Below are 26,461 nucleotides of genomic sequence, written 5' to 3'. Positions count from 1 at the left end.
ATATCCATATAGAATGTTTTCCTAGAACAGCATATGATATATGCCATTGCACTATTTTAAAAAGCACAACATGACTTATCAAATTCTACCCTCTATGCTTTCTGCTGATTTAACTCGTCTTGGTGAGGAAGTAGATGCCGTTATGCAAGCAGGAGCCGACTTTATTCATTTTGATGTCATGGACAATCATTATGTTCCCAATCTAACATTCGGTCCCGCATTCTGTAGCGCATTGGTCAAGCGTTTCCCCGGTTTGCCTATCGATGTTCACCTAATGGTTGAACCTGTAGATGCCCTAATCGAAGCATTTGCTAAAGCGGGAGCCAAACGAATCAGTATTCATCATGATACCAGCATCCATTTGGATCGCAGCTTACAACTGATACACGATTTGGGATGTGAAGCAGGTCTTGTGCTTAATCCAGCCACCTCGATTGAGGTACTTACCTGGTGTGTTCATAAGTTAGATTTTGTCTTGGTTATGACGGTAAATCCTGGATTTGGTGGTCAACAATTGATTCCAGAAATTATTAATAAAATAACGCAAATCCGCCAATCTTACCCCCAACTTGCTCTCTGTGTTGATGGCGGTGTTAGCATCCAAAACATTGCTGACTTAGCGCGTGCTGGGGCCAATCAGTTTGTTGCTGGTTCTGCTGTATTTAACAGCGATGACTACCAAAAAACGATCGCAGCCATGCGTGACCAATTAACAACTATTTAATTCCAACGAAAGATAATTTATGAAAAAAATAATTCTCCTCTTATGTGGACTTATCAGCGCACAAACAAGCCTGGCCCTGACTGGATCAGAATATATGGAGCGCTTTAATACCTATGTAGCGTTAAGCCAGAAACTACCGATTCCCCCAACCCCTATCTTTCTTGAATTTGTTAAAGGAACCACCCCTCTTTCTAATAAATTACGTGAACGCTGGCTTTATGAGTTAGCCAGAACGAAAGATTGGACGACCTATAATCAATATTATCAGCCATCGAATGATTTAAATCTTGTCTGTTACGAGCAAATTGCAAAATACAACTTAGGGACTCATCAAGAAGCATTAAAAGATGCAATTCCCGTATGGCTTAGCGGAGAATCCCTGCCTACTGCCTGTAATAACTTGTTTGACCTCTTAATGCGTGATGAGAAATTTGATCAAAATTTAATTAGCCAACGAATTGCGCTTGCTTTAGACCGACGCAATATCCAGTTAGCACGTTATCTATTAAAGCAATACAAAACCCCGCATCCGGCAGACATGCAAACCTTAAATGCGGTAGTACAAAGCCCAAGCGCCATTAGCAAACTCAATCCAGGTGGTTTAAACGGTGCGATTTATCTTTATGGTTTAAAGCGCATGGTTTCCATCAATATGGATAAAGCGCTGCAATTATGGCAACAAAACAAAACATCCAATCTGTTAAACCAAGCACAACAGCAGGAATTTCTAGCCCATGTTGCGTTGTATAAAGCGATGCGCAATAGTGAAGACACGTCTGAGTGGTTTGCGAAAGTCACCCCTCAATATTACAACGATACTTTGCTCGACTGGGAAATACGTTACGCCTTAAAACGTAATGACTGGAAAGAAGTAAACACCTTAATTAATAATTCTAAAAATAAAGAGGCACCCTGCTGGCAATATTGGTTAGGACGTTCTTTGGAAGAACAAGGGAAAACCGCTGAAGCACGCGCTGTTTATGAGCCTTTAGCAAAGAGCCGACAATATTATGGTTTCCTTGCCAGCTTACGCCTTAAACAAACTCCAAGCTTTGTTAATGAAACGCCAATACAAAACTTGGATGTATTAAAACCCTATCAAGAATTTCTGGAGCAGGTAAAAACTCTGTATCTGAGTAAAAACACCCTACCTGCATCTCGCCTATTAAATGATTTTATTAGCGAGTTGCCAAAAGATGAAGCCAGCGCACTAGTTTATTGGATTGATACCAATTTACAATGGCATGGCAAATCAGTTTACCTAAGCAATACAGATCGTTTGAATAATCAACTTATTTTGCGATTCCCACTCGCTTATAAAACCGCTGTTAAGCAATATTCTAAAAAATACGCGGTGTCTGAAGAATTTATTTATGCCATTATCCGTCAGGAAAGTGGATTTAGAGAAGATGCCACCTCTAGCGTGGGCGCACGAGGGTTAATGCAGGTTATGCCATATACGGCAGGTGTGGTATCTAAAGCGGATAGAATTTCCTATCAGAATAAGGATCAACTATTTTTATCAGAGAAAAACATCAACATTGGAGTAGCCTATTTAAAACAATTGGCAAAACGATTTGATAATCACCCTATTCTGATGGCCGCAGCCTATAATGCCGGTCCCAAACAAGTGGTCTATTGGTTAAGAAACCATCCGCCGAAAGAAATTGACGTTTGGATTGAAACATTGCCTTGGCAAGAAACACGTAACTATTTGAAAAATGTCATGGCATTTTATGTGGTCTATCAATATAGGCTGAATCAAAAACCAAACTTTGCTCGTTTTTTAGAGCCTTTATAAGCCTTAGGGCTTATTAGAAAAGTAAGCTTGGCTAAAAGCCCAGCCTACCTCAATGACGGCAATTTTTTTATTTTATCCGCTATTGACTATTTACGGAGAGAGGTTAACCTTGTGACTATTTTTTCACCATATGGATATTGATCATGTTACAATACTGGCAAAAAAAATTCCCGAAAAGCGTTGAGGAACATCCAAACCTGTTTACTGAATTAACCGCTTCAGCCCAAAAAGCCCTATCTAATCTCCTGCAAGAACTTGATGAATTCGAATTATTAAATGAACACTCACTTCATTGTATCTTAGACAATGCCACCAACCCCATTGAATATATTGAACTGATTACACGACTGCTAAAAGCCGGAGTAAATGTTGAGCTTATTACTGACTTCCTCTCACAATGCGTTGCTATAAATGGCTTAGAGCACGCAATACAACTATTTGATCTTAGTAGTTTTGTGTACAACGAAGAGCATTTGTCTAAGTTCAGCGTATTAACCAAGGTACTTGCAACCCCCTTATGCCAAACTATTTTTGATGCACGGCTACGATCTTTTTCCGATTACACCATCCCCAAAGAACCATTGCTTCCTCAAGATGCAAATAACATCATTCAGCAACTTCATGATTTGAGCGATGAAGAAAATAGAATACGAACTTTTTTTAATTTTTTCGCACAATACCGCCCGATCCCTTGTAGTCAAAAATACCTTACCGAAACTGATAGTGCCACCCAAGTGGTTATAGCCCTAGAATTATATTGTTCAGCAAAAATTAAAGCGGCTACCTCGTATCAAGACCGCGTAGAAATAAAGGAGATGATATACATATTGCAAACTAAAGGAGGTAATAAATCTCATTTTGAAGCAATTAAATACATCGTCGCAAATAATCTAGAAGAAGAAAATTGGGCATCAACTAAAGATTATGATCAACTTATGCGAGATATATGGCAGACACTTTCTCAGCCTCAAACCGATTTGCGTGATCTATCTGCTCTCGATGAGAATAGCAATGGAACGAAGATATTTGTAACAACTGTTCTAAATGCGCCAACTTTATTATTCATGCAACAAACGCCGGTCAATAAAATGGATGAGAGAAAAACAAACAGCTCCGCCTATTCACTGAGCAACTAAATCTTGCAACCTATCAATAAGTCGAAACAACGCGGCAACACTTGCATCACGATAACGCTCAAAATGTTCCTTTCCCAAGCCCATTGATAAATGAATGGGATATCTTAAGGGACAAAATATTGCACTTCGTTTAGCTCCAACCTACGACCGCATTCACTTAGTGCCATTTCGATAAGCACTAAGTGAGTATGCCAAAATATTATACCAAGAAGGCCATTGTATCAGCGAGTTCTTCTTGCGTTTCAACCAGTTGAGATGCAGTGGATTTTGTTGCAGGCAAGAAAAATTGCAGATTTGCTTGTAATGTGTTTAACTTCTCTTTCCCGCCATATTCTTCATTGCGTTGATGCAAATCATGTTGGGTTAACGTATTTGTAATCGTAAAGCCAAGGCCTATTATGGCAGAAACTAACCCCGGAACAAAAGAAATTAGACTAGTTGCTGCTGCAATCCCTGCATGGGGGATAACGAAAATAATAATGCTTAAAGTGGTAAACAAATTGCTCCAAAACTCATGCATACCCGCATGCCAGTGAAGTGAGTCATTTATAGCCTCGTACCTAGCGACAAGGCTATACAATGACCAAAGCCATACGTTCGTGGAAACATATAGTAAAAAATAAAAAGTTGATTCCCAGTAATTGCAGGTGTTAATTATCCTTTCTTGCCATAGATTTTTCTGGGTTTGCTGAAGCAGAAAATCCGTTAGTTCTTGTTGCTGCTCTGGCGTTAATGATTGGATAAACAAGATTATTTGCCGGGGATCATTGAGGTCAATAAGATAAGCTGCGGCGTAGTGCAAATGCTTTTTAAAGTAATCATCCCAATATTCTTGGTAATAATTCTTAAATAATTCCCTCCGGGCAAGTTTCTCTTTCTTTAGTGTTATTTCAGCTAACTGATTAAATGTTAATTGATTTTCTAAAATAAGCGTGAGTATTGCAGGCTTTTGGATTTCTAAAAATTTGGCGAACATTTCTGTATTGAATTGGGCATGGTGTGTTAATACTAAAATAGTAAGCTGCTTGTTGTCTTTTTCAGTAATTTGAAAATTACCATCCACCTCATCGCGCAAAGTAAGATGAAGTGTTTTTAAGCTTTCTTCATCTCCCCCTTTTAAGTACGCCTTATAAAAAAGGACGCACGCTTTTTCTATGTTTTCATCACTCAAGTTAGCCGTTGCAAGATCATTCAAGTCATCTGTTGTTATGCTATCCTCTGCAACGAGCGCTTCATAGCACTGAGTCGCTTCTGTGCTTTCATTAAGTTGTAAGTGCAAGCGCATCTTATAATAATATAGCGATTTAATCGTAGATTGTTTTTGAAGAAGGAATTCTACCAATTTTAGCATGTAGCCATCTTGCTGTTCTGCTGTGTTTACACGTTGTTCTATATGGGACTTTATCTGCTGTACAAATAACGATGAAAAACGGAAGGAATGATCTGAATAAATTTCCTTTGCCCATGAAGAGCCACTTACGATAGCCTGGCCAAGAAAATCAGCAGCCTGCTGATATTGCTGTTGGTCATAATAATATAAAGCAAGTGTATTCATCGCTAATGTTGACCCTTTAGCACATGCCTGCTCATACAATTTAATCGCTTGTTCCACCTCGTTGTTACGCATATAGAGCCTGGCAGAGAGTATTAAGGTATAGGGATCATCAGGATTTTGCTGACGTTTAAGAGCGATTATTTGCTGAATAAACGTTATTTCATCCTGAGCTATCCTTGTGTTATTCCATTCACGCCAAGCAGCCTCATTGCCATTTAAAATGTCTTGTATTTGTTGTGCACGTTCTCTACTTAGCATAAGCCTATATTCTCACAGTAATTAATTTGATCTATTATAACGCCCAAAGGATTTTTTTCAACCATGCTGGCCAAAAAATACCACTTATGGACAACTGGCCTGTGCGGTAGTGAACTGTAAGTATATAATAGTTAGTTAAAATGATCGATTTTAAATCCCACATCAATATCCTCTGCCAATCCATCAAAATCATCAATAAATTTTTTTATTTTTGCTTTTAGGTTTGCCCAAAAAATAGCGTGCTTTAACTCATCTCTTTCTTTATAAAAAAAATTTAATTATGTTAATAATGATAAGTTGGGTACGCTATCTCAGTTCCAACAAGGCTTCGAGCCATACCAAAGCTCAATTTAGGGCGGGACCCAAAACCTACTGCACTTGTGAATGCCCAATAACACATTATATTCCAGGCAACTGAGTTGCTCATTTTCGCAAACTAATTGGTTAATATGTTGTGGCTTATTGGCGCGTCTGTTGTCGGCTGTTTGGGCTTAGTGTAGCGTGTAAAAAAGCATCCCGTCATGAGGCCCAATCCCACGCCAAAACCAACCCCCGTTGCCCCTGAGGCAACAAATCCTATTGCAGCTAATCCTCCTAATAGAAGCAAGCCCCCAATGACTTTAGAGGCAGGGCTACTCATCATTCGCAAAAATAGACTCGATGATAATCCTTCTTGCGGCTGCGGTGGCAAGACAGACGATGAACAATGCAACTTCAATTTGCGCTTTACTGAGATAGTTTTGAAATCATGCGATTGAGTATCTACCTGATAGCTGTTGTTAATCAAAGGGTGTTGTATCGCCTGTGAACAATTTTTTTCTGTACCATCATAGAAATTTACCTTCGCTTTACTATCAGAAGGTAGTATTTTTTTTTCTTTAATTACCTGTTCTAAATGGCTTAACTGCTTGTTTTTACCTGTTTCTTGCAATGCGGATACTGTCTTGGAAAACGCTACATCTGGAATATAAGAAATTAAAAAAGGATGTTCTTGTCCGGTCACTTTATAAATATCTATGGCTATAGGTGGAGATTCCGGTAAAACAATAGTCTCATTGAAAATCAAATCTTGCCTGAGTAGTGTGGATACAAAACCAGCGATATAGGCAGGGTTGTTGTGATACGTTGCTATGGCGCTAATTTGCTCCTCATTATGAACCAGATACTTTTCTATATTTTTTTTTGCCTGGAGGAACGCCATCTTTCTTCCTGCCTGGTAAGAGCGATTCGGCTCATTAGGACGGTAAGCGGAACTGGGCGTATTTCCTTTAGTCAAAGTTTGGTCAAAATCAAATATAGAGAGGATTAGGGGCATGGTAGCACGTTCATTATTTACTGTATTTTTATTGTAACATGCGATCATTTTGACCGCAAATTACTCGGTAAAGCATGAGATTGTTTGATACAACAAGCGCCATAAGTGCTCTATACATCAATACCTATGCACTACATATTTTCTTGATTTGCTTTTAAAACCATTCACACCCACTATTTAAATATTCGGCCCATCATTCACCAAGACATTTCGAGCAAAACGCAACAATACATGATTAGCACGTACTGATGCTTGATGTACTGCCGCTTCAGGGCTGATTAAACCTGCAAACATTGCCTCCAAAACTTCATCATTAATACTACGAATTTGATTTTGTGGGCCAAAATACTTTAATGGCTCTTCTTGTGTGCCGCTGTTTAAATCGGCTTGCGCCAATACTAAATTGGGATGATTGCTGGCTTTCACAATGCCCGCATACTGACCTTGCAAACCTAATGGCAAATAACCGGTGTGCTCATGCCAACGCTGTTGGTTTTGCGGCAGGGCAATAAATGCAAAGAATTGGGCTATTCCCTTATAATTCACCTTATCTTGTCCAGCCACAGCCCATAAAGCAGCGCCACCTGCTACATTAGCATGCCGTACCTTACTGATTTGGGTATCCAAAGGCATAGTAGCCACCCCCATACGAAATGGCACTAAAGCTGCAAGGCTATTATAAGCCCCAGATGACTGGCTAAATAAGGGACAAACATTACTAGTAAATAAAATAGTAGCGTCATCTACTCGTCCGGCATAACGAAAATAACGTTGTGAATGCCAGCGCTGCAAGCGTTTAAAATGGCTAACTAATTGCGGAGTATCAAAAACTGCCGTCAGGGGTTTCCCTTGCGTTAGTGGTAAACCGTGAATCGCTAAAAATGACTCAAAAAGTACCCAGCCAGGATAAGCCGTAGTATAAGTACAATCATAGCCTGTCTTTTTAAGCTCTTGGGCTAATATTTCCATTTCCTCCCAAGTCTGGGGAAAATTACTGCTGTTATACCCCGCTTTAGCCAAAGCATCTATATTATAGTACAATGTCGGTACGGAAAGATTAAAGGGCAACGCCTGTAACTGTCCATTTTTACTGTAAAACTCACGAATCGAAGGAATAAAATCTTCTTTAGGTAAACTGATTCCTTGCTCTTGCATTAAGGCATCAACCGGCTTAATCACTCCCTGAGTTGAATGCATGATTGCTGTACCCACTTCGAAAATTTGTACGATCGCTGGCGGCTGATGCGCCCGAAATGCTGCCGCAAAACTTGTTAATGTTTCGACATAATTCCCTTTATAAACAGGCTTAATAACATACTGCGTTTGACTCTTATTAAAATCATTGGCAAGCAATTTAACCTCATCTCCCAACTGCCCCGCCATCCCATGCCAGAGCACCAGCTCAACAGGTTTGGCGTGCACGGATAAGACACAGAAGAATATCAATAAACAAGCGATCAATTTATTCATGCTAAGAGGTCTGGATAATCACTGAAAACAGCATCTACCCCCCATTTGAATAGTTTATGTGCTTGGCGTTTACGGTTCACCGTATAAGCACATATTACATATCCTTGCTCTTTAACGGCTCTCACGCGCTCAGCGGTTAATATCTTCCGATTAAAATGGATGGAAAAACACTCTAATTGTTTTGCTTTTTGCGACCATTGCTCATCCCATTCGTGAAAGAGCAGTCCTAAAGGCATTTCTGGCGCTAAATTGCGACACATCACTAAAGCATCCCAGGAAAAACTGGAAACCAAAGGCAATGCTCTCCCTTCCGGCCAGTATCGATTGATATGAGTAAGTACCGTTATGGCGGTTTGCTCATCGGTTCCAGGATAAGGTTTTATTTCTATATTTGCCTGTACATCGGAGCTGACCAACCACTCCAAAACTTCTTGAAAATGGGGGATCGCCTCGCCTTTGTATTTTCGAGAAAACCAAGAGCCAGCATCTAAAGAACGTAAATAATCGGCATTAACCTTCCCGATCTCACCACACCCATTAGACGTTCTTTTTAACTTATCGTCATGGAATATAAACGGCTCACCATCGTCACTGCACATCACATCAAATTCAATGAAACGACAGCCCATTTCTAATGCTTTATTAAATGCAGCCAGGGTGTTTTCTGGGGCATATGCCGATGCACCACGGTGTCCAATAACTTGTTCAACAACCAAGAAATTTACTCCTCATTATTTAAGTAGTCAGGCAGCAGCCTCATTGCCTGAAATCGATTCGCCAGGTACTACAAAAAAGGGGTTCTCACCTTTTCAATAGTTCGAATCGAGGCCGAATTACCACGGGATGACAAAAACTGCCTTAATGATAACAAATATCGGCTTAATATATAGGCTTTAACTCAACCTATCTAAGGTTTCCGATTCGAAGCGGCTTCAACTACCGCAGTCAACGTCAGTTCATTACTTACTGACACTTCAGATGCAGGTGCCGCAGCCCCCACGGCCATCATGGTATTTTCTTTATAAGCTCTTAAGGGTTGCACTGGCGAACGGTCACCAGAAACAAAAACTAAATTGCTCACGCTGTAGTTTTGTGTTGGATATACCTTGTTCAATCGCCCTAGCTCATCATTCACTTGTTGATATAATTGCTCACGCACTTTAACCAAAACCGCCTGAACCTCTTCCAAGCCTGGTTTAAATTCCACACTGCCAATCTCATATTTCGCACCAGGAACGCTTACTGATTTAGCATTTTGATAAATAGCCGTTAATGCCGATTGGTTCACGCGTGCCTGGGCTTGAACGTAGAGTTTTTCCAAACCGGAACTATCCTGTGAACGTTCAAAGGCCGTTAAATGCCAATCTCCTGCAGCAATCTTATTTAAGCGCTCCATAATATCAGAGCGAGCTTTTACCAAATCTGCACTGGACAAAGTAACATTAATATTAACACCCAATAATGCTGATTGAGTCGTTACCCATTGCTTTGCTGAAACTTGAAAAAGAACCTTGTCGAGAACCATCTGAGGTGGAAATACTGCATCTGCCGCGAAAGCAAACGGAGTAATTGCCATCAAAGCAAGCACCTTAGCAACTGCCTGTCGCATAACCTTCTCCAAATTAAAAATACATGTCGAACTCAAATTAGTTTATACCAGCAACTCATCAGAAACCAAATTATCATTGATTTAATTTTTAAATAGGACTATAACTTTGCAAAAAAATATTCGTAACAGGAGTATAGATAATGATGTCTGTTGAAAATATAAGCACTGATAATTCAGCACGCGCTGATGATGATTTCTTAGAATACGCCCTAACACATGGGTTTGGTGATTTACATTTTAAAGTAGATCCTGAAACAGGCATGAAAGCGATCATCGCCATACACAACACTAAATTAGGCCCCGCTTTAGGTGGCTGCCGTTTTATTGAATATCCTAGCACTGCCGCAGCCCTTAAAGATGCAATGCGTCTTGCTCGTGGCATGAGCTATAAAGCTGCTTCCGTGAATTTACCTTTAGGTGGTGGTAAATCAGTAATTATCAAACCACGAGGCACTTTTGACCGTGCTGGCTACATGCATAAGTTTGGCCAGTTTGTTAATGAGTTAAATGGCCGTTACATCACTGCTCTTGATAGTGGTACTCTCTTAAGCGATATGGACATTATTGGCGAACACACCAACCATATTGCAAGTTTATCTAAATATGATGGTGACCCATCGCCTTCGACTGCACGCGGAATTTTACGTGGTATCCAAGCAGCTGTTGCGTATAAATTAGGTAAAGATAATCTTAAGGGTGTTCATGTTGCCATTCAAGGTTTAGGTCATGTCGGTTATCTACTGGCTCAGCATTTACATGAATTAGGAGCTACTCTAACTGTTGCGGATATTTCTCCTGCCGCAGTAGAAAAAGCAATTAAAGAATTCGGAGCTAAGCCTGTAACTACTGAAGAAATCCACAAAGTCTCTTGTGATGTATTTGCTCCCTGCGCTTTAGGTGCAATACTCAACGACATTACTATTCCTCAGTTGCAAACAACTATTGTTGCTGGTGCAGCAAACAACCAACTTGCTCATACGTATCATGGTAAAGTCTTGCATGAAAAAGGCGTTCTCTTAGCAGTAGATTACGTAATTAATGCGGGTGGATTAATTTTCGCGGCATCTAAATATCTGCATACTCCTGAGAGTCAAATCAATGAGCAAATCGATAACATTCGTGAACATTTAACTGAAATTTTTGCTCGTTCGGCAAAAGAAAATGTACCCACAAATGAAATTGCCGATGCAATGGCTCAAGAGAAATTAGCATAATGAAACAATTAAGCCTGACTCCAGAGCTTTATGACTACATTTTGGATAAATCATTGCGCGAGCATCCTACCTTGGAACGCTTGCGCAAGGACACTTCCTTAATGGAGCTTGCAAACATGCAAGTTGCGCCAGAGCAAGCACAATTCATGCAGTTTCTTTTACGCACTATAGGTGCCAAAAATGTATTAGAACTAGGAACATTCACGGGCTATAGCGCCCTGGCTATGTCTCTAGCCCTGCCTGAGAATGGTCGTTTAATCACCTGTGACATTAGTGCTCAGTGGACTAAAAAAGCCCATCTTTTTTGGGAAGAAGCCCAGCAAGGACAAAAGATTGAACTACGCCTTGGGCCAGCTCTAGATTCACTGCATGCACTCATTGACGAGGGTTGGAAACAAAAATTTGATTTTATCTTTATTGATGCAGATAAAACCAATTACGTTCAATACTACGAATTGGCATTAAAACTGATTCAGCCTAAAGGCATCATTGCTATTGATAATGTGCTTTGGGATGGTAAAGTGCTCGATGAGCAAGACACCAACGGCCAGACCCGAGAAATCAAAAAACTTAATGATCTGATTAAGAATGACCAGCGGGTGTTTACCAGTATGCTACCCATAGCCGATGGATTGTTTTTAGTGCACTTAGTATAGGCTTAAGTTTGCTAACTGAAGCCCAGGCCAAATAAGGAAATTTATAAAGGAGTATAACGAATGCAAACAAATGAGAACCCATGTGGATTAGATGGCTTTGCTTTTTTAGAGTTCTCAGGCCCAGACAAAAAACGCCTACATCAACAATTTCTCGATATGGGCTTTCAAAGTACCGCAACCCATAAAGACCAAGATATTGCCTTATTCCAACAAGGGCAGATTCAATTCATAGTTAATGCTACAACACACAGCCAAGCAGCCGTTCATGCAGCTACTCATGGCCCTGGAGCCTGTGCGATGGGCTTTAAAGTACATGATGCTAAAGCTGCTTTTACATATGCAATTAAGCATGGAGCAGCTGCTTTTGAAGATTGTGAACATGCCCATCATGGCTTACCAGCAATTCAAGCAATTGGCGGTAGTGTCATTTATTTTGTTGATGACCAGCATCAACCTTTTGCCCAACATTGGACGAATAAATCAGCGGCACCAATAGGCAATGGTCTTTTACTTATTGATCACCTGACTCATAACGTCTTCCGCGGTAACATGGATAAATGGGCTGATTTCTATGAGCGAATTTTTAATTTCCAAGAAATCCGTTATTTTAATATCAAAGGTAAAATGACCGGTTTGCTTAGCCGCGCCTTAGGTAGCCCCTGTGGGAAAATCAAAATTCCTCTAAATGAATCCAAAGATGATGTATCGCAAATTGAAGAATTTCTCCATGAGTATCATGGCGAAGGCATACAACATATGGCCTTAACCACGGATGATATTTATCACACGGTACATAGTCTAAGAGAACAAGGGGTTCACTTCCTTGATGTTCCAGACACCTACTATGAAATGCTGCAAGATCGTATCCCATGGCATCAAGAACCCGTAAAACAACTACACCAGGAAAAAATTCTGCTTGATGGTGAGACCGATCCTAAACATGGTTTATTACTGCAAATCTTTACTGAAAATATTTTTGGCCCGGTATTTTTTGAAATTATTCAACGTAAAGGCAATCAAGGGTTTGGTGAAGGTAACTTCCAAGCGTTATTTGAAGCAATTGAACGTGACCAAATCAAACGTGGTACTTTAAAAGAAGTCCAGTAGGAATTTTTATGAAACTAGCGACGTTAAAATCAGCCTCTTCACGAGATGGAGAGTTATGTGTGGTCAATCAGGAATTGACCCATGCCGTACGTGTCCCGCACATTGCCGCTAATATGCAATATGCCCTGGATCATTGGCAGCAAGTTGAGTCTGAATTGCAAAAAATATACCAGGAATTAAACGAACAGCGCTTGGACAATGCCTTCGCATTCAAGCCCCAACATTGTACTTCTCCCCTGCCCCGTGCCTATCAGTGGGCTGATGGCAGCGCTTACGTGAATCATGTTGAATTAGTCCGTAAAGCTCGCGGTGCAGAAATGCCTGAGGATTTCTGGACTAACCCCCTGATGTATCAAGGTGGCTCGGATACGTTCCTTGGACCTAGAGATCCAATCATTACAGCTGATGAAGCCTATGGGATCGATTTTGAAGCCGAAGTAGCCGTGATTACCGATGATGTGCCAATGGGCATTGATGCTGAAGATGCAGGCAAACATATTAAATTACTGATGTTAGTTAACGATGTTTCTTTACGTAATTTAATCCCTGGGGAGCTTGCTAAGGGCTTTGGTTTTTTCCAATCAAAACCTTCAAGCAGCTTTTCACCAGTAGCTATTACTCCTGACGAACTCGCGCATTCATGGGATGGTCAACGAGTACATCTTCCTCTCATCAGCCACTTAAATGACACGCTATTTGGCCAGCCTGATGCCGGTATCGACATGACCTTTTCATTTACTGAATTAGTCGAGCATGCGGCAAAAACCAGAGCATTAGCTGCCGGAACGATTGTTGGTTCAGGAACCGTATCGAATCTGGATCGCAGTAAAGGTTCTTCGTGTATTGCGGAAAAAAGAATGTTGGAAATCATCGAAGGTGGTAAAGCCCAAACTCCGTTTATGCATTTTGGGGATACGATTCGCATCGAAATGCTGGATAAACAAGGCAAGAGTCTTTTTGGTGCCATTGAACAAACTGTGAAGCAGGGGTAAGCCAAAATCATGATGAAACTTTACGATTATTTTCGTTCTACTGCCAGTTATCGTGTCCGTATTGCGATGAATCTTAAAGGAATCAATTATGAAAAAATTGACGTTCATTTAGTTAATAATGGTGGAGAACAACATCGCCCGGAATACCGCAAGGTTAATCCGCAGGAACTGGTGCCTTGTTTGAAAGTAGGGGGAGAGACAATTAATCAATCCTTAGCCATCATTGAATATTTGGATGAAATCCACCCTACTCCAGCATTACTACCCCAAGCTCCCTTTGCCAAAGCAACCGTGCGCTCACTGGCATTAATGATTGTGTGTGACATGCATCCATTAAATAATTTACGGGTGTTAAATCAGTTGAAAACAGAATTTAATGCCAATGAATCCCAAATTGCAGAATGGTATCACCATTGGCTAAAAAAAGGGTTTGATGCGCTTGAAACAAAGCTACAAACCATCGAGCGTACGCAGTCATTTTGTGTGGGTGATAGCGCATCAATGGCGGATCTTTGTCTTATTCCCCAAGTCTTTAATGCGAAGCGTTTTAATTTTGCGTTGGATAATTATCCATTAATCCGTGAAATTGAGGCTCATTGCTTAACATTAAAAGCGTTTCAGGATGCAGCTCCGAAAGAAGAGTAGGCTGGCTGCTAAGCCCAGAAAACATAGTTCCTGCCACTTCCGATGCGGAGCTTAGCAGCCTTGATATATATTTTATTTTTAGACCTAACTTGGAGGCTACATCCAATATCTCATTTAAAACCAAGCCCTCTTTAACTCCGACGTGACCACGCCCTGAGGTGTTTTTTCCAACATACTCCAAGTCGTTTTACAACGCTGCAAATATCCTAATAATAGATTTGCATTAGTACAGCGATAACGAATGGGCATTTCGTCATAAACCTCGCTTGAATAAACCGCTAAACAGCGTTCACCGTTAGATAATTCAACTCCCCAAGGATAAGTACGTGACATATCAAGTGTCTCATTTTGCGCATTGTTTAAAGGGACCGACACATTAATTTGTACGCTATCTCCCACCCAGGGTGATTGTGGGCATAAAGCCTCTTTGCGATTAGTTCCTGCTTTAACAAAACAAGGATCAAAAGTTCTTCCCCCTGCGTCACAACGCCAGGCATCCTCACGCACAATAATACGTGATTGAGACAGACAGTGCCCTGCTAAAGTTTGTTTTACGATAGGCATTACTTGACCGGTGGCTTCACCATAAGGTCTGTATAGTTTCAAGACAGTATCTTCAGCCTGCACCAAAGTCGAACAACAAAATAATAAGGCAAATAAAACTCTTTGCTTCATAATGCTCCCTCACCGATTTTATTTAGTGTATCATCGCATATTATATTCAACTACAGGAATAAAAAATGGCAGAAGTTTTTACCATCAAAGAATGTTTAGATGGTGCAATCAACGTAGATGAGCAAGTTACTGTAAGAGGTTGGGTTAAAACCCGTCGTGATTCTAAAGCAGGTTTATCCTTCATTAGCTTACATGATGGCTCCTGTTTTGCACCGATTCAAATTGTAGCCACTGATGCGCTGTCAAATTATCAAGATGAAATTACTAAACTAAATGCGGGGTGCTCCATCATCGCTCGCGGAAAATTAGTTGCATCTCAAGGTAAAGGCCAATCCTTTGAAATTCAAGCTGAGCATATTACTGTTGTTGGCTGGGTCGAAAACCCAGATACATATCCTATTCAAGCCAAACGCCATACTCTGGAGTTTTTGCGTGAAGTAGCTCACTTACGTCCTCGCACCAATACCATTAGTGCTGTGACGCGTATTCGTCATTGCTTGTCCCAAGCAGTACATCGATTTTTCCATGAGCAAGGTTATTTTTGGATACATACGCCCATTATTACCTCAAGCGATTGTGAAGGGGCAGGGGAAATGTTCCGTGTGTCGACTTTAGACTTAGTCAATCCGCCGAAAAATGCTCAAGGCCAAATTGATTTCAGCAAAGATTTCTTTGGTAAAGAATCCTTCTTAACCGTATCAGGACAATTGAACTTAGAAGCCTATTGCTTAGCAATGTCGAAAGTATATACCTTTGGCCCAACCTTCCGTGCTGAAAATTCTAATACTAGCCGTCACTTAGCTGAGTTTTGGATGATTGAACCTGAAGTAGCTTTCGCAACGCTTCATGATATTTGTGACCTAAGTCAAAATATGCTGCGTTATTTATGCAAAGCGGTATTGGATGAGCGTCTTGATGATATGGAGTTTTTCAATCAATTCGTGGCTCCCGGATGCATAGAACGTCTTGAACACATCGTTAACTCTGATTTCGAAGTAATGACTTATACCGATGCGATTAAAGTTCTGGAAAAATCAGACCAGAAATTTGAATTCCCAGTCAGCTGGGGTCTGGATTTACAATCAGAGCATGAACGCTATTTAGCTGAAGTTCATTGCAAAAAACCGGTAATTTTGACCAACTACCCACAAGAAATAAAAAGCTTCTACATGCGCCTTAACGATGATGGCAAAACAGTTGCTGCAATGGACGTTTTAGCTCCTGGAATTGGGGAAATTATTGGTGGAAGCCAGCGTGAAGACCGTCTGGATATTTTTGACCGACGTCTTGAAGAGTGCAACCTCAATAAAGAAAGCTATCAGTGGTACCGAGATCTACGCCGCTATGGCAGCGTTCCTCATGCCGGCTTTGGCTTAGGTTTTGAGCGCTTAGTTAGTTATGTCACGGGCTTAGCAAACGTTCGTGATGTAATTCCATTCCCGCGCACACCAGGGCATGCGGACTACTAAGTTCTAAACAAGTAGCCCGTATTAGACGAATTCGTAATACGGGCTACAGTTTTAAGAAGGACGCATGTCATTAAATTCTGGATCCGATGAGTTAACTGGGGCTGGAAGTACGCTTTTATACGATAAAAAACCATGCTTTGATGATGTGGCAGGAGCAGGTATTACAATACCAAAATCGATCAAATCATACTGCGCACGGTCAACTCTCTCTGATGCAGAACGTTTCCGTTTTTCTCCATTCAATTTAATATTGTGCAGCTTCTCACTTTGTGCTTTTCCATCGTTAAGACCCATATTGATTACTCCCTATCGATTAAAATATATTAACTAGATACAGTCCCCTCACCCAAAACCAGCACCCTATCCATGCGTTGTGCTAATTGTTGATCATGCGTGACAATAACCAGGGCGGTATTCATTTTTTTATTTAAATCCAACATCAAATCAAAAACCCTGTTCGCTGTTGTCTGATCCAAATTTCCGGTAGGCTCATCCGCTAATACACAATAAGGTTGATGAACCAAGGCACGCGCAATGGCCACCCGTTGCCGTTCTCCACCAGAAAGTTGAGACGGCTTATGTTCTTTTCTGGCGCCAAGACCTACAGCATCAAGGATCGCACTTGCTTTTTCTTGGGCTTCACTAATCGAGCTATTCGCCAATAATAATGGCATACATACATTTTCAAGTGCGGTAAATTCAGGTAGTAAATGATGGAATTGATAAATAAACCCTAAACCTTTGTTGCGTAATTGGCAGCGTTTTTTTTCACTAAGTTTCTGCCAATCCACATCGTTAACCACTACCTCACCACTACTTGGCTTATCCAAGCCGCCTAATAAATGCAAAAGCGTGCTTTTTCCTGAACCCGAAGGGCCAATAATCGCCACCCGCTCACCACGAGCAATAGAGATATCAATTCCTCGCAGTACCTCTACTTTTGAGGAACCGTCATTATAAGATTTATAAAGTTGTTTACTGCTTAAAATAATATCATTCATAATGCAAAGCCTCAGCGATTACGGTTTTTGAAGCGCGCCAGGCAGGATAAATAGTTGCCAAGAAGCTCATTAATAACGCCATAACACATACTTTCCAAATGTCACTAAACATAATTTTAGACGGCAGGTAATCCACAAAATAAATACTGGATGACAAGACCTTCACATTGAACCAGGATTGTAAATGATTCACAATTGTTGTGGCATTCTCAGCCAAGAGCAAACCACCAATTAAACCTAAGACCGTTCCCACAACACCGACCATCATCCCTTGCACGATGAATGTCCAGAGTATTGTTGAAGGTGTTGCCCCGATGGTTCTTAAAATAGCAATTTCCGCTTGCTTGTCATTCACTACCATCACCAAGGAAGACACTAAATTAAATGCAGCCACCGCAATAATCAGCATGAGGATCAGAAACATCATGGTTTTTTCCATCTTCACTGCTTCGAAAAATGCCCCATACTGTTCGGTCCAATTACCTGCTTGATACTCATCCCCTAGTAAATGGGATAAACGTATAGACAGCTCAGGAGCCTGATACACGTTATCAATCTTCATCTTAAGACCGGTAACATCATCGCCCATTTGGAAAAGCTTTTGCGCATCACCCATATTAATGAAGGCTAAACGGGTATCGAAATTAAAGCCCGAGCCTGCGGAAAAAACACCAACAACCGTAAAGCGTTTAAAGCGAGGAATCATGCCCGTTGGGTTCACCGTAGCTTGAGGAATCATCACAGTCACTTTATCCCCAATCATTGCGCCCATGGTATCGGCTATATTCTTACCTAAGATGATGCCAAAATGGTTTAAATTTTCAACGCTACCACCCAACAACTTATCTTTTAAATGGGTGATCTTTTCTTCTACAGAAGGAAGCACGCCAGTTAATACAACGGGTAAAACCTGACCATCATGAACTAATAAACCCTGGCCACCAACATAGGGGGCAATAGCTTTAATTTCAGGAATGGCTCGAATTTTTTCCTCAATAGCCGGCCAATTACTTAAACGTTCATTAGGGCCTGACACGGTAATCTCCGGAGCCATACCAAAAAAACGATTGTGTATTTGTTCATCAAAGCCATTCATTACAGACAAAACCGTAACCAATACCATTACCCCGATGCCAATACCCAGCATTGAGCTTAAAGAAATAAATGAGACAAAATGATTTTTCTTTCGGGAACGCGTGTAGCGCAACCCTATAAACAGGGCTAGTGGTTTAAACATAATTGCTTGAATTTTGGTTAAAGACCTATTGTAGAGAAAAACACTGCCCAGCGATATAGTTAATATCCTATCGCAAATTAATTATTTCATTATCAGCTAACTCACACACTTATCCACAGAATTTGTGGATATCTCTAGGTGCGTCTTACATCCAGAAGCTCCCTCGCTAAGCTCTGGATGACATACCCAGGTTAGAGCACGTTAACGGATATTTTTCTGTTTAATAGTATTAATTTAACAAACGAAGAGGTATTCTGTACAAACTAAAAGCACTCAATCCAGTAAGGTAAAGTGAATGAATCTTAGCTCATGGTATTTTCCATCGATAATTGCCCTATTTCTGTATGGAGCTTGGGGATATTGGGGAACGAGAGCATCCAATTTTATTTGCCCCCTTTCAATTACCTTCTATTCCAGTATTGGAGTACTCATTTCAGGAGTTATTGCCTTGATGCTCCTTGGATTTAAACCTGATTTACATGCTAAAGGTGGACTCTATGGACTGCTTAATGGCTTAGCTAGTGGCATTGCCTGCATCTTTTTCATTTTAGCCTTACGCAATGGGCCAACCATGCCGGTAGTTTTAGTCACATCGATGTACCCAATGATCACGCTGATACTGAGTATGGTGTTCTTAAAACAAAGTTTAACCTTAAAGCAGGTATTAGGCATGGGCTTTGCCATTGTTGCCTTAATTTTGTTCGCTACTGAATAAATTGGAAGTCTCTTATGAAAGCTTATTTTTTCCTCCTAACATTAATCTGTTGCGGCTTTGCTCAAGCAAAACCAATCCTTGCCTTTGAACGTATGGGCTCTATTTGGACGGCAAACATTGATGGCCGCAATGCGAAAAAAGTTGCAAAAGGTTATGTGCCTGCAATATCCCCTGATGGAAAGTACATTGCCTACAATGTAGTGGATAACAATCACTCAACCAATCGTTATCTTGTGGTTTTAGCATTGGAGTCAGGGAAAATAATCCTGTTAAAAAATATCCCTTCCCAAAACAACTTTAATCCAGTGTGGTCTCCTGACAGTAAAAAGCTGCTGTTCAGCACCTTCATTAACAATGAATGGCATTTAGGACTAATCAATGCCGATGGCAGTGGGTATCATACGGTTAAAAATACCGAAAATGAATACATGCCTACTTGGGCTAATAATGGAACTTCTTTTTTTAGCCATGATTTGTATTCCATTTATTGGTTGGATTTAGACGGTAAGCTAATCAAAAAATGGCGGATTGATACACTTATCCCAAATGGAAATATGAGTAGTGCTTCTCGGCTTAATGTTTCGCCCAATGACAACATGCTGATTATGGATGTCGATATGGATGAAGAGTCTCCTGTAACGAGTTGGGCTGGACCGCCTTCAGCGCTCTGGACTTTTGATATTAATTCAGGAAAAGCTACACGTATCAGTCCTAAAGGCATGCTTGCCTGGAGTCCTTTTTGGATTAATTCTGATGAGTTTGTGTTTATTGAGCAAAAGAAAACAGATAAGACGTTTGACTTGTATCGTGGGACGTTAAAGGAGTTTTCTCCGGTATTGTTATTAAAAGATGTACAAACTCCGAGTGTTTCGCGCTAAGAAGGCATGGAACCACACTCAAACTCCATGTTGGACCATGGGCCGAACTTAACAGAAATTTCTTTTTTGTACCAAACGACATATCTGCGATCTTAGTATGCGCATGTGCTTAAACCACTTCAGTATTTGCTGGATCAATAAGTGCATAGAATGGAATACCTAGTGCTTGAATATGCTCCACTCCAGGCGCTAATAGACAGACGAGAAAAACAACGAACAACTTGTGACGAGCAAGAAACTCGTTCGTTTCAGTAAAGTAATACTTTATGCGAAATCTGAGAAAATGCTGATTAAAGACATCCGTATCCAACTGAGTTAATTCAAACATAAATCTACCCGCACTCCCTACTCTAGCAGAGGCGATTTTAAATAAGCTAGGCATAAACTGTCATGTGCGTCCCGAGGTCGCTTTAGAACAAACTCTGGCAACTGGCCACTATTATCAGGAAACTGAAGGTGCAATCGCTTTTGCACAGCAAGAACAAGCTGAAAGACACAAAGCGCATGCCTTGGTAAACAAAATCGCAGAAAAACTTGCCCGAGACTATGCTTCTGCCGAAACATTAAAGGAAATTCCTGAAGACTACTTATGCCCTATTACTTTAAGCATTATGGTAGAACCAGTGCGAGTTATAACCATTGTTGAAAACAAAGAAGTTGCTCATCATTTTGATAAAGATGCAATCCAAGAATGGCTAGAAAACAACGACACCAACCCGCTGAATAGACAAATAATTGTTTCGATAGAAGCTGATGCTGCACTGAAGCAAGAAATTCGTAATTTTATCGAGGATCCTAAAAATCATAAAGGGTATGAAGAAGACGCCACTAACTCCACCACTATAGCGATGCGCTAATCGTACTCCTTCGTAGCCCGGTTGGTTGCAACCGGGAACTCATCGTACGGATCCTGCTTAAAAGAATATCTCGTTATTGCTCAAACTACGACATAATATTTTTTAATGGGAAACTGTCACCAACCACGCCAACTGCTTTTTTAAACACAGAAAAAACCTGCTCCTCTCTATTTTCAGTGATAGTACCATCAACAATAAGCTTTGTAAGTTCAACTGCAATTTGCATTTGAGTATTGCATGCGCTAATTGTATCTCTCATTACATCAACCATCATATCATCGCTATAACCCTCTTCGTCAAAAAGCGACATGAAATCCATCTCTTCTTCTTGAGTTTCAATTTTATTCTTCTTAGCCATGCTTACTCTCACTGCGTTTCAAAAAGAGGGAAGTTAATCATTTAACTCTATAAAAGCAAGAGTAATTTAGAAAATGATGTTTGAATCAAGCTCATATTAGCGCAGCGTAGGGGCGCGGTTTGATTGTGTACGAAGTTTATAAACGGAAAATATGTGATAAATTTTTTAAGGTATTTTTTTGAGAGTACATCTTGGACGAAACACTTAAGAAAGAAGATTTGGTGCCCAGGGCCGGAATCGAACCGGAATATAACTTGTTGATTATATTTAGCTAAAATAATATGGACTCGAAGCTTACCCAAAATCTTACCCAACATCGCACATCCTACCACAAACGAAAGAATGCGAATAGATACGCACGAATATGAATTTTGAGCTACAATGTAGCTCAAGAGATAGGAGAATATGATGACTACTAATGCAGTGGTAAGAGCAAGAATTGATGAGCACATCAAAGAGGAGGCTTCAGCCGTGCTTGCATCAATGGGATTAACCGTATCTGATGCTTTTCGCATGCTATTAACACGCATAGCCAAAGAGCATGCCCTACCTTTCGAACCACTTATCCCAAACCAAAAAACTATTGATGCAATGAAAGAAGCTCGGCGTGGCCAGCTAAAATCGTTTAAAACAGTTCAATCGCTCATGGATGATTTAAATAATGAGGACGATTGAGACTTCACTGAAGACATAAAAAAGTAACCCACCGGTTTGAGGATACTCAATGAGCATAGCCTTGGTGGGTTTTCTTAAGTAGATTATCTTAGTTCATGTAGTTATCTTTTGAATTGCACCAATTCTATTACCTTTTGAACACTCTCTTCAACTGAAAGATCAGATGTATCAAGTTGCAAATCCACATTATTCCAAGGCTGGTAGTCTCGATATAATACGTCTTGCCATGTTGGAAGCTGGTGATCTTCAATATCTGTCGTTCTTGCTTCAATTCTGCGTCGATGCTCCGCTTTATCTAAACAAACTACCTCTATCTCATATGACTTTACACCAACAGCCTGTGCCACCTCTCGCCAATCATTTCTCGTTATTTCTATAGGATTCACTGTATCCGCTACAACCGTAAGTCCCAATGCCAAATTTTCCTTAGCCAGTTCGTAACAAATAAAATATCCTTCCGGCCCGCACCAATCCTTAGATACAGCATTAGAGCGCTTTAATGTCTGCTCAATTGTATCGACTCGTAAGTATACAGCTCCAACCGTTTTTGCTAATTGTTTAGCAATGGTTGTTTTCCCTGTTCCCGGAAGTCCTCCGAAAATAATTAACATAATATACCTTTTGTTACGCATCTCTAAGGGGCCTGGATTGGCACTTTTTATCTAATGATGAAATATATCACTAATTTATTTTTAGGAAAAATATAAGCTATACTTTACATAACAAGGTAAAAACATGGTATATTCATGGTTAAACCGTGTATATACCTAAGTAGGTACAAATGCATTCATCTACGAGTACTGCTATGAACATGTCACAGCCATCATTATTTAGGACTATTCCTGACAAAGACTACCTTCATGTTTTTAATGAAGGGATTGTTGATGGGCAAAGAGTGGTTGACCTTTTAAACTATAAAAAAACAGATGTTTCAACGGCAACTAATGTTCCCGTTTCATCCATTCGCTATGAACCTCAAAAAATGCCACTGGAACTTAAAGAGCGGCTGACAGAGTGGGCTACAGCACTAAACCTAGTTTATGGTTTTTTCAAAGACAAAGATAAAACAATTCTTTGGTTTTCTATTCCGAATCCTCTTTTAGGCGATATGGCTCCAAGAGATATGATTCGCGTTGGCCGATTCAAAAAATTGCTTAATTTTATTCAAACGGCTATAGAAGAAAATCAGAGATAATTTGTATGCCCAAACTTACAGGAAGTAGTCGCCCTTCTAAAGCCAAAGGGGTAATTTATCTACTAGAATCAGGCTCCGTTAAAGATATACGCCAAGCAAAAGAAGTTACCAATGAGTTATTAAAATATCACTGGACTTATTATTCGGAACCAGCGAGGCAACGGGACGTTACTTACGCACGAATGGAGGCAATTTCCCAGCAATTACGATATTCCTGCAAATTCTCAAATCTTCGGTCATATTGTTCACCAAGCAGGAATAGAAGGAATTTTGTATCCTTCAAAACTCACTGGCAGCCTATGCTTAGTGGTATTCCCAAAAAATTTTGTTAGCACGGACTCCTACTTAAAATTAGATGACGAAGTCCCTCATGAAAAAGTACCCACAAGAATAGACGCATCTAATTGGAGAATTTGTGATTTAGAAGCTAAGGAGGTTATTGGTTAACCAAGTTTGTGCCCAAGAGCCACATTGTACCTACGGCTTAGTGTGTAAAAATTTTACCACTGTAAACTGAAATAACTGGCGAGTTATTTCTATAATGTCATTATAAGAACAAAATGGATTTTATATGAGCGATTTCGAGTGATTCAACTCCTATCCCAATCAATGTCCTCCATATGGAGCTTATGAAAAAGACATGCCACAGGTATATAGGTTTGTTAGGGGGAGTAAGCTTACTGAACAACAGTTTTACCCTAATAATAAGACTATTAGGAATACTGATTATACAAATTGTAACTTGTGGGGTGTTTCTTTTTTTAACTCTCAAAAAAGCCTTGAAGACTTACGCGCTAAAGTCTCTGCTTTTCGAAAGTGTAAATACGCAGAGGGAATTATCAGAAAAAATTTTGGAACCTTAATTATTGGGGATAATGGTCACATTAATTTGTGGCGATATAAAAATATTATCATTCACACTTCATTCAGGATTATATAATGGAAAACCATTTAGATATATTCAAGAACATAACTGAAATTTTCGCTTACTATGATAGGCCTGTTCTTTTTATATCTGAAATTAATCAAGCAAAATACATTTGTGAATTAGTCGATGATACTCAAGAATATGAAAAATGGTTGGTCTCTGGCATTACAGAGTCAACTTATGAATCATTAAAAGCTTTAGATATCGACCTATACACTTGTTTTAAACATTCAAAATCAGGCAAGTCAGAGATTTTAGAGATTAGTACATCAGGAATTAAATCCACTGAAATAATATCTGCCAACCTTGCTGATGATATATTACCATTGAAAGATACTTATCTTCGAGAAAAGAAAAAAAGAGGTCCTTTTTCTTGCAATGCTCCTCATTCATAACCAATATTCATGATCTTATGATTCAGGAATAATTTGAAGAATTGAGTTTTGGAGAGATTCATTCCATTCATTAGAGCTTTTTATAAGTTGGAAAATACTGTCAGATTTTTTTAAAATATCGAACACACACTTTTGCAATGCAATGACTCTTAGTTTTCTTGATTCATTAGGCTTGTAGTCATTATGGTAGAATACAAGGGGATAACATGTGTGAGTATGATCTACACAGAATACTCCCGCGATAGCATCATGATCAAAAAACCTATAAATACTGTAATAATCACAGTTAAAACTATTTTTTGGTAAGCTTTTTATGTACTTGTAAGTATTACTTAGTATGTCTTTAAAACCCTGAAGCTCTATTTCACTACTTTTAATTGCTTGATAAAAACAATATACAAGTACCAGCTTGTAGGAAATAGGATACTTGCTATGTAAAAACCAAGTTTGATTATTAGCATATCTGTATAAAATTTTAAGCCTATGCCCCATGAAAATCTCATAAAAATCCATTTAATGTATAAATTATAGCCAACATTTGATTGATTAAGAATTTTATATTTAAAAATTGATGCGTTTATTTGATAAGATCTTGAATATTAATGGATGAGCAACATTCATATTCTTTTCGGGACGATACACGCGCACATTATGGGGTCTGGAATTATAATATGCTGTGGTAAACAACGGAGAGTAGTATGGTAGCTATTTACTTTGACAAGAATTTTAATATTCAGATTTCTCTTTGGGCAAAAGCCCCTAGATTACCTCGTAAATGTAGAGGTATTTGTGGAGCTAAAACTAGAAAAAGCACTCTATGCCAGGCCCCTCCCGTTTGGAGTAAAGTTAAAAATCAAGCTGTCAATGGTAGGTGTAAGCTCCATGGAGGCCTCTCAACAGGACCAAAGACTGAGGCGGGCAGAGAGGCTATAAGGATCAGTAATCGTAAAAGAAATAAAGATAAATACAAAATTCAAAGTAACTAATTGGAATCTAAATCAGTTTCCCATTTTCTTCTCTGTTTTTTCTACCATTAAGTGCTGTATCTGAATTTGCAGTAAAAGACTAAGCGGCAGTATTCTTGGAGTAGTCTACAACGCGTGAAGGTTTTTGCTCAGCGCTACACAGATACTGCAATGAGGCTGCATGAAACCAAAATCCAAATCTACCCTCCCAATCACCATTGTGTTGTTTATCACAGCACCATAAGCAATCAGATTGATCCAATTTTTTTAAGATCTATTTGTGTAAGTGCTGTCCCCTTCAGTTGCATTTGTTTCAAGCCCTCTTTTTCCTTATTACGCCAAATAGTAAAGCAATTGTCCGCTAAGTCACTGATAGCACCGGTGCCCTTATTATCAAGCTTTCCAGGAGGTAGTGATTCGTTGGCACCTTTGCGAGGGTGAATCACAATATGAATATGGCAACTATGTTGGTTTTTAAAGTCGCACAATTGTTCCATAAAAGCTTTCTGCGCTTTATAGTCGTCCTCTGCAATATCTAATTTCATTAATGAATCGTAAGCCCGTAAAAATTCCCACCTATTCTCAAGCAATAGAATTTAATACACTTATAGCACATTGCAATTGCTGTTGT

At 39.8% G+C, this 26,461-nt stretch carries 30 protein-coding genes; 17 read left to right on the top strand and 13 right to left on the bottom strand.

The genetic code is table 11. The annotated features are described in order from the left end of the window. Nucleotides 1-70: 70 nt before the first annotated feature. The 3 genes from rpe (at nucleotide 71) to ACQY7T_RS07170 (ending at nucleotide 3,661) form a co-directional block, all read left to right on the top strand. The gene (gene rpe / locus ACQY7T_RS07180) at nucleotides 71-724 is read left to right on the top strand and encodes a ribulose-phosphate 3-epimerase (RefSeq protein WP_428412294.1); all 654 of its coding nucleotides are present in this window, start codon (nucleotides 71-73) and stop codon (nucleotides 722-724) included. Nucleotides 725-743: 19 nt separating this feature from the next. Continuing rightward, on the top strand, nucleotides 744-2,525 hold the full coding sequence (locus tag ACQY7T_RS07175) for a transglycosylase SLT domain-containing protein (RefSeq protein WP_428412292.1): 1,782 nt from the start codon (nucleotides 744-746) through the stop codon (nucleotides 2,523-2,525). 143 nt (nucleotides 2,526-2,668) lie between these two features. Next, nucleotides 2,669-3,661 (top strand): hypothetical protein, encoded by a 993-nt coding sequence (locus ACQY7T_RS07170; RefSeq protein WP_428412290.1) that lies wholly within the window; start codon nucleotides 2,669-2,671, stop codon nucleotides 3,659-3,661. 199 nt (nucleotides 3,662-3,860) lie between these two features. Here the strand turns inward: ACQY7T_RS07170 and ACQY7T_RS07165 are convergent, their stop codons facing one another. From ACQY7T_RS07165 to ACQY7T_RS07145, 5 genes are all read right to left on the bottom strand, one after another. Beyond that, nucleotides 3,861-5,474 (bottom strand): hypothetical protein, encoded by a 1,614-nt coding sequence (locus ACQY7T_RS07165; RefSeq protein WP_428412288.1) that lies wholly within the window; start codon nucleotides 5,472-5,474, stop codon nucleotides 3,861-3,863. A gap of 436 nt (nucleotides 5,475-5,910) precedes the next feature. After that, on the bottom strand, nucleotides 5,911-6,837 hold the full coding sequence (locus ACQY7T_RS07160; RefSeq protein WP_428412286.1) for a hypothetical protein: 927 nt from the start codon (nucleotides 6,835-6,837) through the stop codon (nucleotides 5,911-5,913). 129 nt (nucleotides 6,838-6,966) lie between these two features. Further along, on the bottom strand, nucleotides 6,967-8,259 hold the full coding sequence (locus ACQY7T_RS07155) for an extracellular solute-binding protein (protein WP_428412284.1): 1,293 nt from the start codon (nucleotides 8,257-8,259) through the stop codon (nucleotides 6,967-6,969). Continuing rightward, nucleotides 8,256-8,975: a glycerophosphodiester phosphodiesterase gene (gene ugpQ, locus ACQY7T_RS07150; RefSeq protein ID WP_428412282.1), complete on the bottom strand. Its 720-nt coding sequence runs from the start codon at nucleotides 8,973-8,975 to the stop codon at nucleotides 8,256-8,258. Before ugpQ ends, ACQY7T_RS07155 begins: the two co-directional genes overlap by 4 nt. A gap of 191 nt (nucleotides 8,976-9,166) precedes the next feature. After that, a complete protein-coding gene (locus tag ACQY7T_RS07145) occupies nucleotides 9,167-9,868 on the bottom strand; it encodes a hypothetical protein (RefSeq protein WP_428412280.1) in 702 nt (233 codons plus the stop codon). 140 nt (nucleotides 9,869-10,008) lie between these two features. Between ACQY7T_RS07145 and ACQY7T_RS07140 the strand changes: the two genes are divergently transcribed. From ACQY7T_RS07140 to maiA, 5 genes are read left to right on the top strand one after another with little or no spacing between them, the layout of a single operon-like run. Then, nucleotides 10,009-11,082 carry a Leu/Phe/Val dehydrogenase gene (locus tag ACQY7T_RS07140; protein ID WP_428412278.1) on the top strand — a complete coding sequence of 358 codons (1,074 nt, stop codon included), beginning with the start codon at nucleotides 10,009-10,011 and terminating at the stop codon, nucleotides 11,080-11,082. Then, nucleotides 11,082-11,738, top strand: a complete 657-nt coding sequence (locus tag ACQY7T_RS07135) for an O-methyltransferase (protein WP_428412276.1) — start codon at nucleotides 11,082-11,084, stop codon at nucleotides 11,736-11,738. The genes ACQY7T_RS07140 and ACQY7T_RS07135 overlap by 1 nt, the downstream gene beginning before the upstream one ends. Before the next feature lie 60 nt (nucleotides 11,739-11,798). Next, nucleotides 11,799-12,845: a 4-hydroxyphenylpyruvate dioxygenase gene (gene hppD / locus ACQY7T_RS07130; protein WP_428412274.1), complete on the top strand. Its 1,047-nt coding sequence runs from the start codon at nucleotides 11,799-11,801 to the stop codon at nucleotides 12,843-12,845. A gap of 8 nt (nucleotides 12,846-12,853) precedes the next feature. Further along, nucleotides 12,854-13,837, top strand: a complete 984-nt coding sequence (locus ACQY7T_RS07125; protein WP_428412272.1) for a fumarylacetoacetate hydrolase family protein — start codon at nucleotides 12,854-12,856, stop codon at nucleotides 13,835-13,837. 12 nt (nucleotides 13,838-13,849) lie between these two features. Further along, entirely contained in the window at nucleotides 13,850-14,482 is a 633-nt protein-coding gene (maiA, locus tag ACQY7T_RS07120) for a maleylacetoacetate isomerase (RefSeq protein WP_428412341.1), read from the top strand. Nucleotides 14,483-14,596: 114 nt separating this feature from the next. On the opposite strand, the gene ACQY7T_RS07115 is transcribed toward maiA, so the two are convergent. Further along, nucleotides 14,597-15,157 (bottom strand): hypothetical protein, encoded by a 561-nt coding sequence (locus ACQY7T_RS07115; protein ID WP_428412270.1) that lies wholly within the window; start codon nucleotides 15,155-15,157, stop codon nucleotides 14,597-14,599. 65 nt (nucleotides 15,158-15,222) lie between these two features. Between ACQY7T_RS07115 and asnS the strand changes: the two genes are divergently transcribed. Beyond that, nucleotides 15,223-16,626 (top strand): asparagine--tRNA ligase, encoded by a 1,404-nt coding sequence (asnS, locus tag ACQY7T_RS07110; RefSeq protein WP_428412268.1) that lies wholly within the window; start codon nucleotides 15,223-15,225, stop codon nucleotides 16,624-16,626. A gap of 51 nt (nucleotides 16,627-16,677) precedes the next feature. Here asnS and ACQY7T_RS07105 read toward each other — a convergent pair whose 3' ends face one another. From ACQY7T_RS07105 to ACQY7T_RS07095, 3 genes are read right to left on the bottom strand one after another with little or no spacing between them, the layout of a single operon-like run. Further along, nucleotides 16,678-16,920, bottom strand: coding sequence for a hypothetical protein (locus tag ACQY7T_RS07105; protein ID WP_428412266.1), 243 nt, complete (start codon nucleotides 16,918-16,920; stop codon nucleotides 16,678-16,680). Between the two features lie 29 nt (nucleotides 16,921-16,949). Next, on the bottom strand, nucleotides 16,950-17,627 hold the full coding sequence (gene lolD, locus ACQY7T_RS07100; protein WP_428412264.1) for a lipoprotein-releasing ABC transporter ATP-binding protein LolD: 678 nt from the start codon (nucleotides 17,625-17,627) through the stop codon (nucleotides 16,950-16,952). Beyond that, nucleotides 17,620-18,864, bottom strand: a complete 1,245-nt coding sequence (locus tag ACQY7T_RS07095; RefSeq protein WP_428412262.1) for a lipoprotein-releasing ABC transporter permease subunit — start codon at nucleotides 18,862-18,864, stop codon at nucleotides 17,620-17,622. Before ACQY7T_RS07095 ends, lolD begins: the two co-directional genes overlap by 8 nt. Before the next feature lie 295 nt (nucleotides 18,865-19,159). On the opposite strand from ACQY7T_RS07095, the gene ACQY7T_RS07090 reads away from it, so the two are divergent. Together ACQY7T_RS07090 and ACQY7T_RS07085 are read left to right on the top strand one after the other, a co-directional pair. Next, a complete protein-coding gene (locus ACQY7T_RS07090) occupies nucleotides 19,160-19,579 on the top strand; it encodes an EamA family transporter (RefSeq protein WP_428412260.1) in 420 nt (139 codons plus the stop codon). Between the two features lie 14 nt (nucleotides 19,580-19,593). After that, nucleotides 19,594-20,457: a TolB family protein gene (locus ACQY7T_RS07085; protein WP_428412258.1), complete on the top strand. Its 864-nt coding sequence runs from the start codon at nucleotides 19,594-19,596 to the stop codon at nucleotides 20,455-20,457. Nucleotides 20,458-20,566: 109 nt separating this feature from the next. Here the strand turns inward: ACQY7T_RS07085 and ACQY7T_RS07080 are convergent, their stop codons facing one another. Further along, nucleotides 20,567-20,785 (bottom strand): hypothetical protein, encoded by a 219-nt coding sequence (locus tag ACQY7T_RS07080; protein ID WP_428412256.1) that lies wholly within the window; start codon nucleotides 20,783-20,785, stop codon nucleotides 20,567-20,569. A gap of 64 nt (nucleotides 20,786-20,849) precedes the next feature. Between ACQY7T_RS07080 and ACQY7T_RS07075 the strand changes: the two genes are divergently transcribed. After that, entirely contained in the window at nucleotides 20,850-21,314 is a 465-nt protein-coding gene (locus tag ACQY7T_RS07075) for a T3SS effector NleG family protein (protein ID WP_428412254.1), read from the top strand. Nucleotides 21,315-21,399: 85 nt separating this feature from the next. On the opposite strand, the gene ACQY7T_RS07070 is transcribed toward ACQY7T_RS07075, so the two are convergent. Then, complete coding sequence (locus ACQY7T_RS07070; protein WP_428412252.1) at nucleotides 21,400-21,672, bottom strand: hypothetical protein; 273 nt, start codon at nucleotides 21,670-21,672, stop codon at nucleotides 21,400-21,402. Nucleotides 21,673-22,077: 405 nt separating this feature from the next. Between ACQY7T_RS07070 and ACQY7T_RS07065 the strand changes: the two genes are divergently transcribed. Next, nucleotides 22,078-22,347 (top strand): type II toxin-antitoxin system RelB/DinJ family antitoxin, encoded by a 270-nt coding sequence (locus tag ACQY7T_RS07065; RefSeq protein WP_428412250.1) that lies wholly within the window; start codon nucleotides 22,078-22,080, stop codon nucleotides 22,345-22,347. A 101-nt stretch (nucleotides 22,348-22,448) separates the two neighbouring features. Here the strand turns inward: ACQY7T_RS07065 and ACQY7T_RS07060 are convergent, their stop codons facing one another. Further along, nucleotides 22,449-22,958: an AAA family ATPase gene (locus tag ACQY7T_RS07060; protein WP_428412248.1), complete on the bottom strand. Its 510-nt coding sequence runs from the start codon at nucleotides 22,956-22,958 to the stop codon at nucleotides 22,449-22,451. A gap of 170 nt (nucleotides 22,959-23,128) precedes the next feature. On the opposite strand from ACQY7T_RS07060, the gene ACQY7T_RS07055 reads away from it, so the two are divergent. The 4 genes from ACQY7T_RS07055 (at nucleotide 23,129) to ACQY7T_RS07040 (ending at nucleotide 25,851) form a co-directional block, all read left to right on the top strand. Then, nucleotides 23,129-23,542: a hypothetical protein gene (locus ACQY7T_RS07055; RefSeq protein ID WP_428412246.1), complete on the top strand. Its 414-nt coding sequence runs from the start codon at nucleotides 23,129-23,131 to the stop codon at nucleotides 23,540-23,542. A 126-nt stretch (nucleotides 23,543-23,668) separates the two neighbouring features. Next, complete coding sequence (locus tag ACQY7T_RS07050; RefSeq protein WP_428412340.1) at nucleotides 23,669-23,989, top strand: RES family NAD+ phosphorylase; 321 nt, start codon at nucleotides 23,669-23,671, stop codon at nucleotides 23,987-23,989. Nucleotides 23,990-24,481: 492 nt separating this feature from the next. Then, on the top strand, nucleotides 24,482-24,865 hold the full coding sequence (locus ACQY7T_RS07045) for a hypothetical protein (RefSeq protein ID WP_428412244.1): 384 nt from the start codon (nucleotides 24,482-24,484) through the stop codon (nucleotides 24,863-24,865). A 698-nt stretch (nucleotides 24,866-25,563) separates the two neighbouring features. Beyond that, nucleotides 25,564-25,851 (top strand): HGGxSTG domain-containing protein, encoded by a 288-nt coding sequence (locus tag ACQY7T_RS07040; RefSeq protein ID WP_428412243.1) that lies wholly within the window; start codon nucleotides 25,564-25,566, stop codon nucleotides 25,849-25,851. A gap of 227 nt (nucleotides 25,852-26,078) precedes the next feature. Here the strand turns inward: ACQY7T_RS07040 and ACQY7T_RS07035 are convergent, their stop codons facing one another. Then, on the bottom strand, nucleotides 26,079-26,375 hold the full coding sequence (locus tag ACQY7T_RS07035; RefSeq protein ID WP_428412242.1) for a hypothetical protein: 297 nt from the start codon (nucleotides 26,373-26,375) through the stop codon (nucleotides 26,079-26,081). Between the last annotated feature and the right edge of the window lie 86 nt (nucleotides 26,376-26,461).

It is taken from the genome of Legionella sp., assembly GCF_965140895.1.
Classification (GTDB): Bacteria; Pseudomonadota; Gammaproteobacteria; order Legionellales; family Legionellaceae; genus Legionella.
Note: the sequence above shows the minus strand (reverse complement) of the source record. Positions and strands in the feature narration are given on the sequence as shown.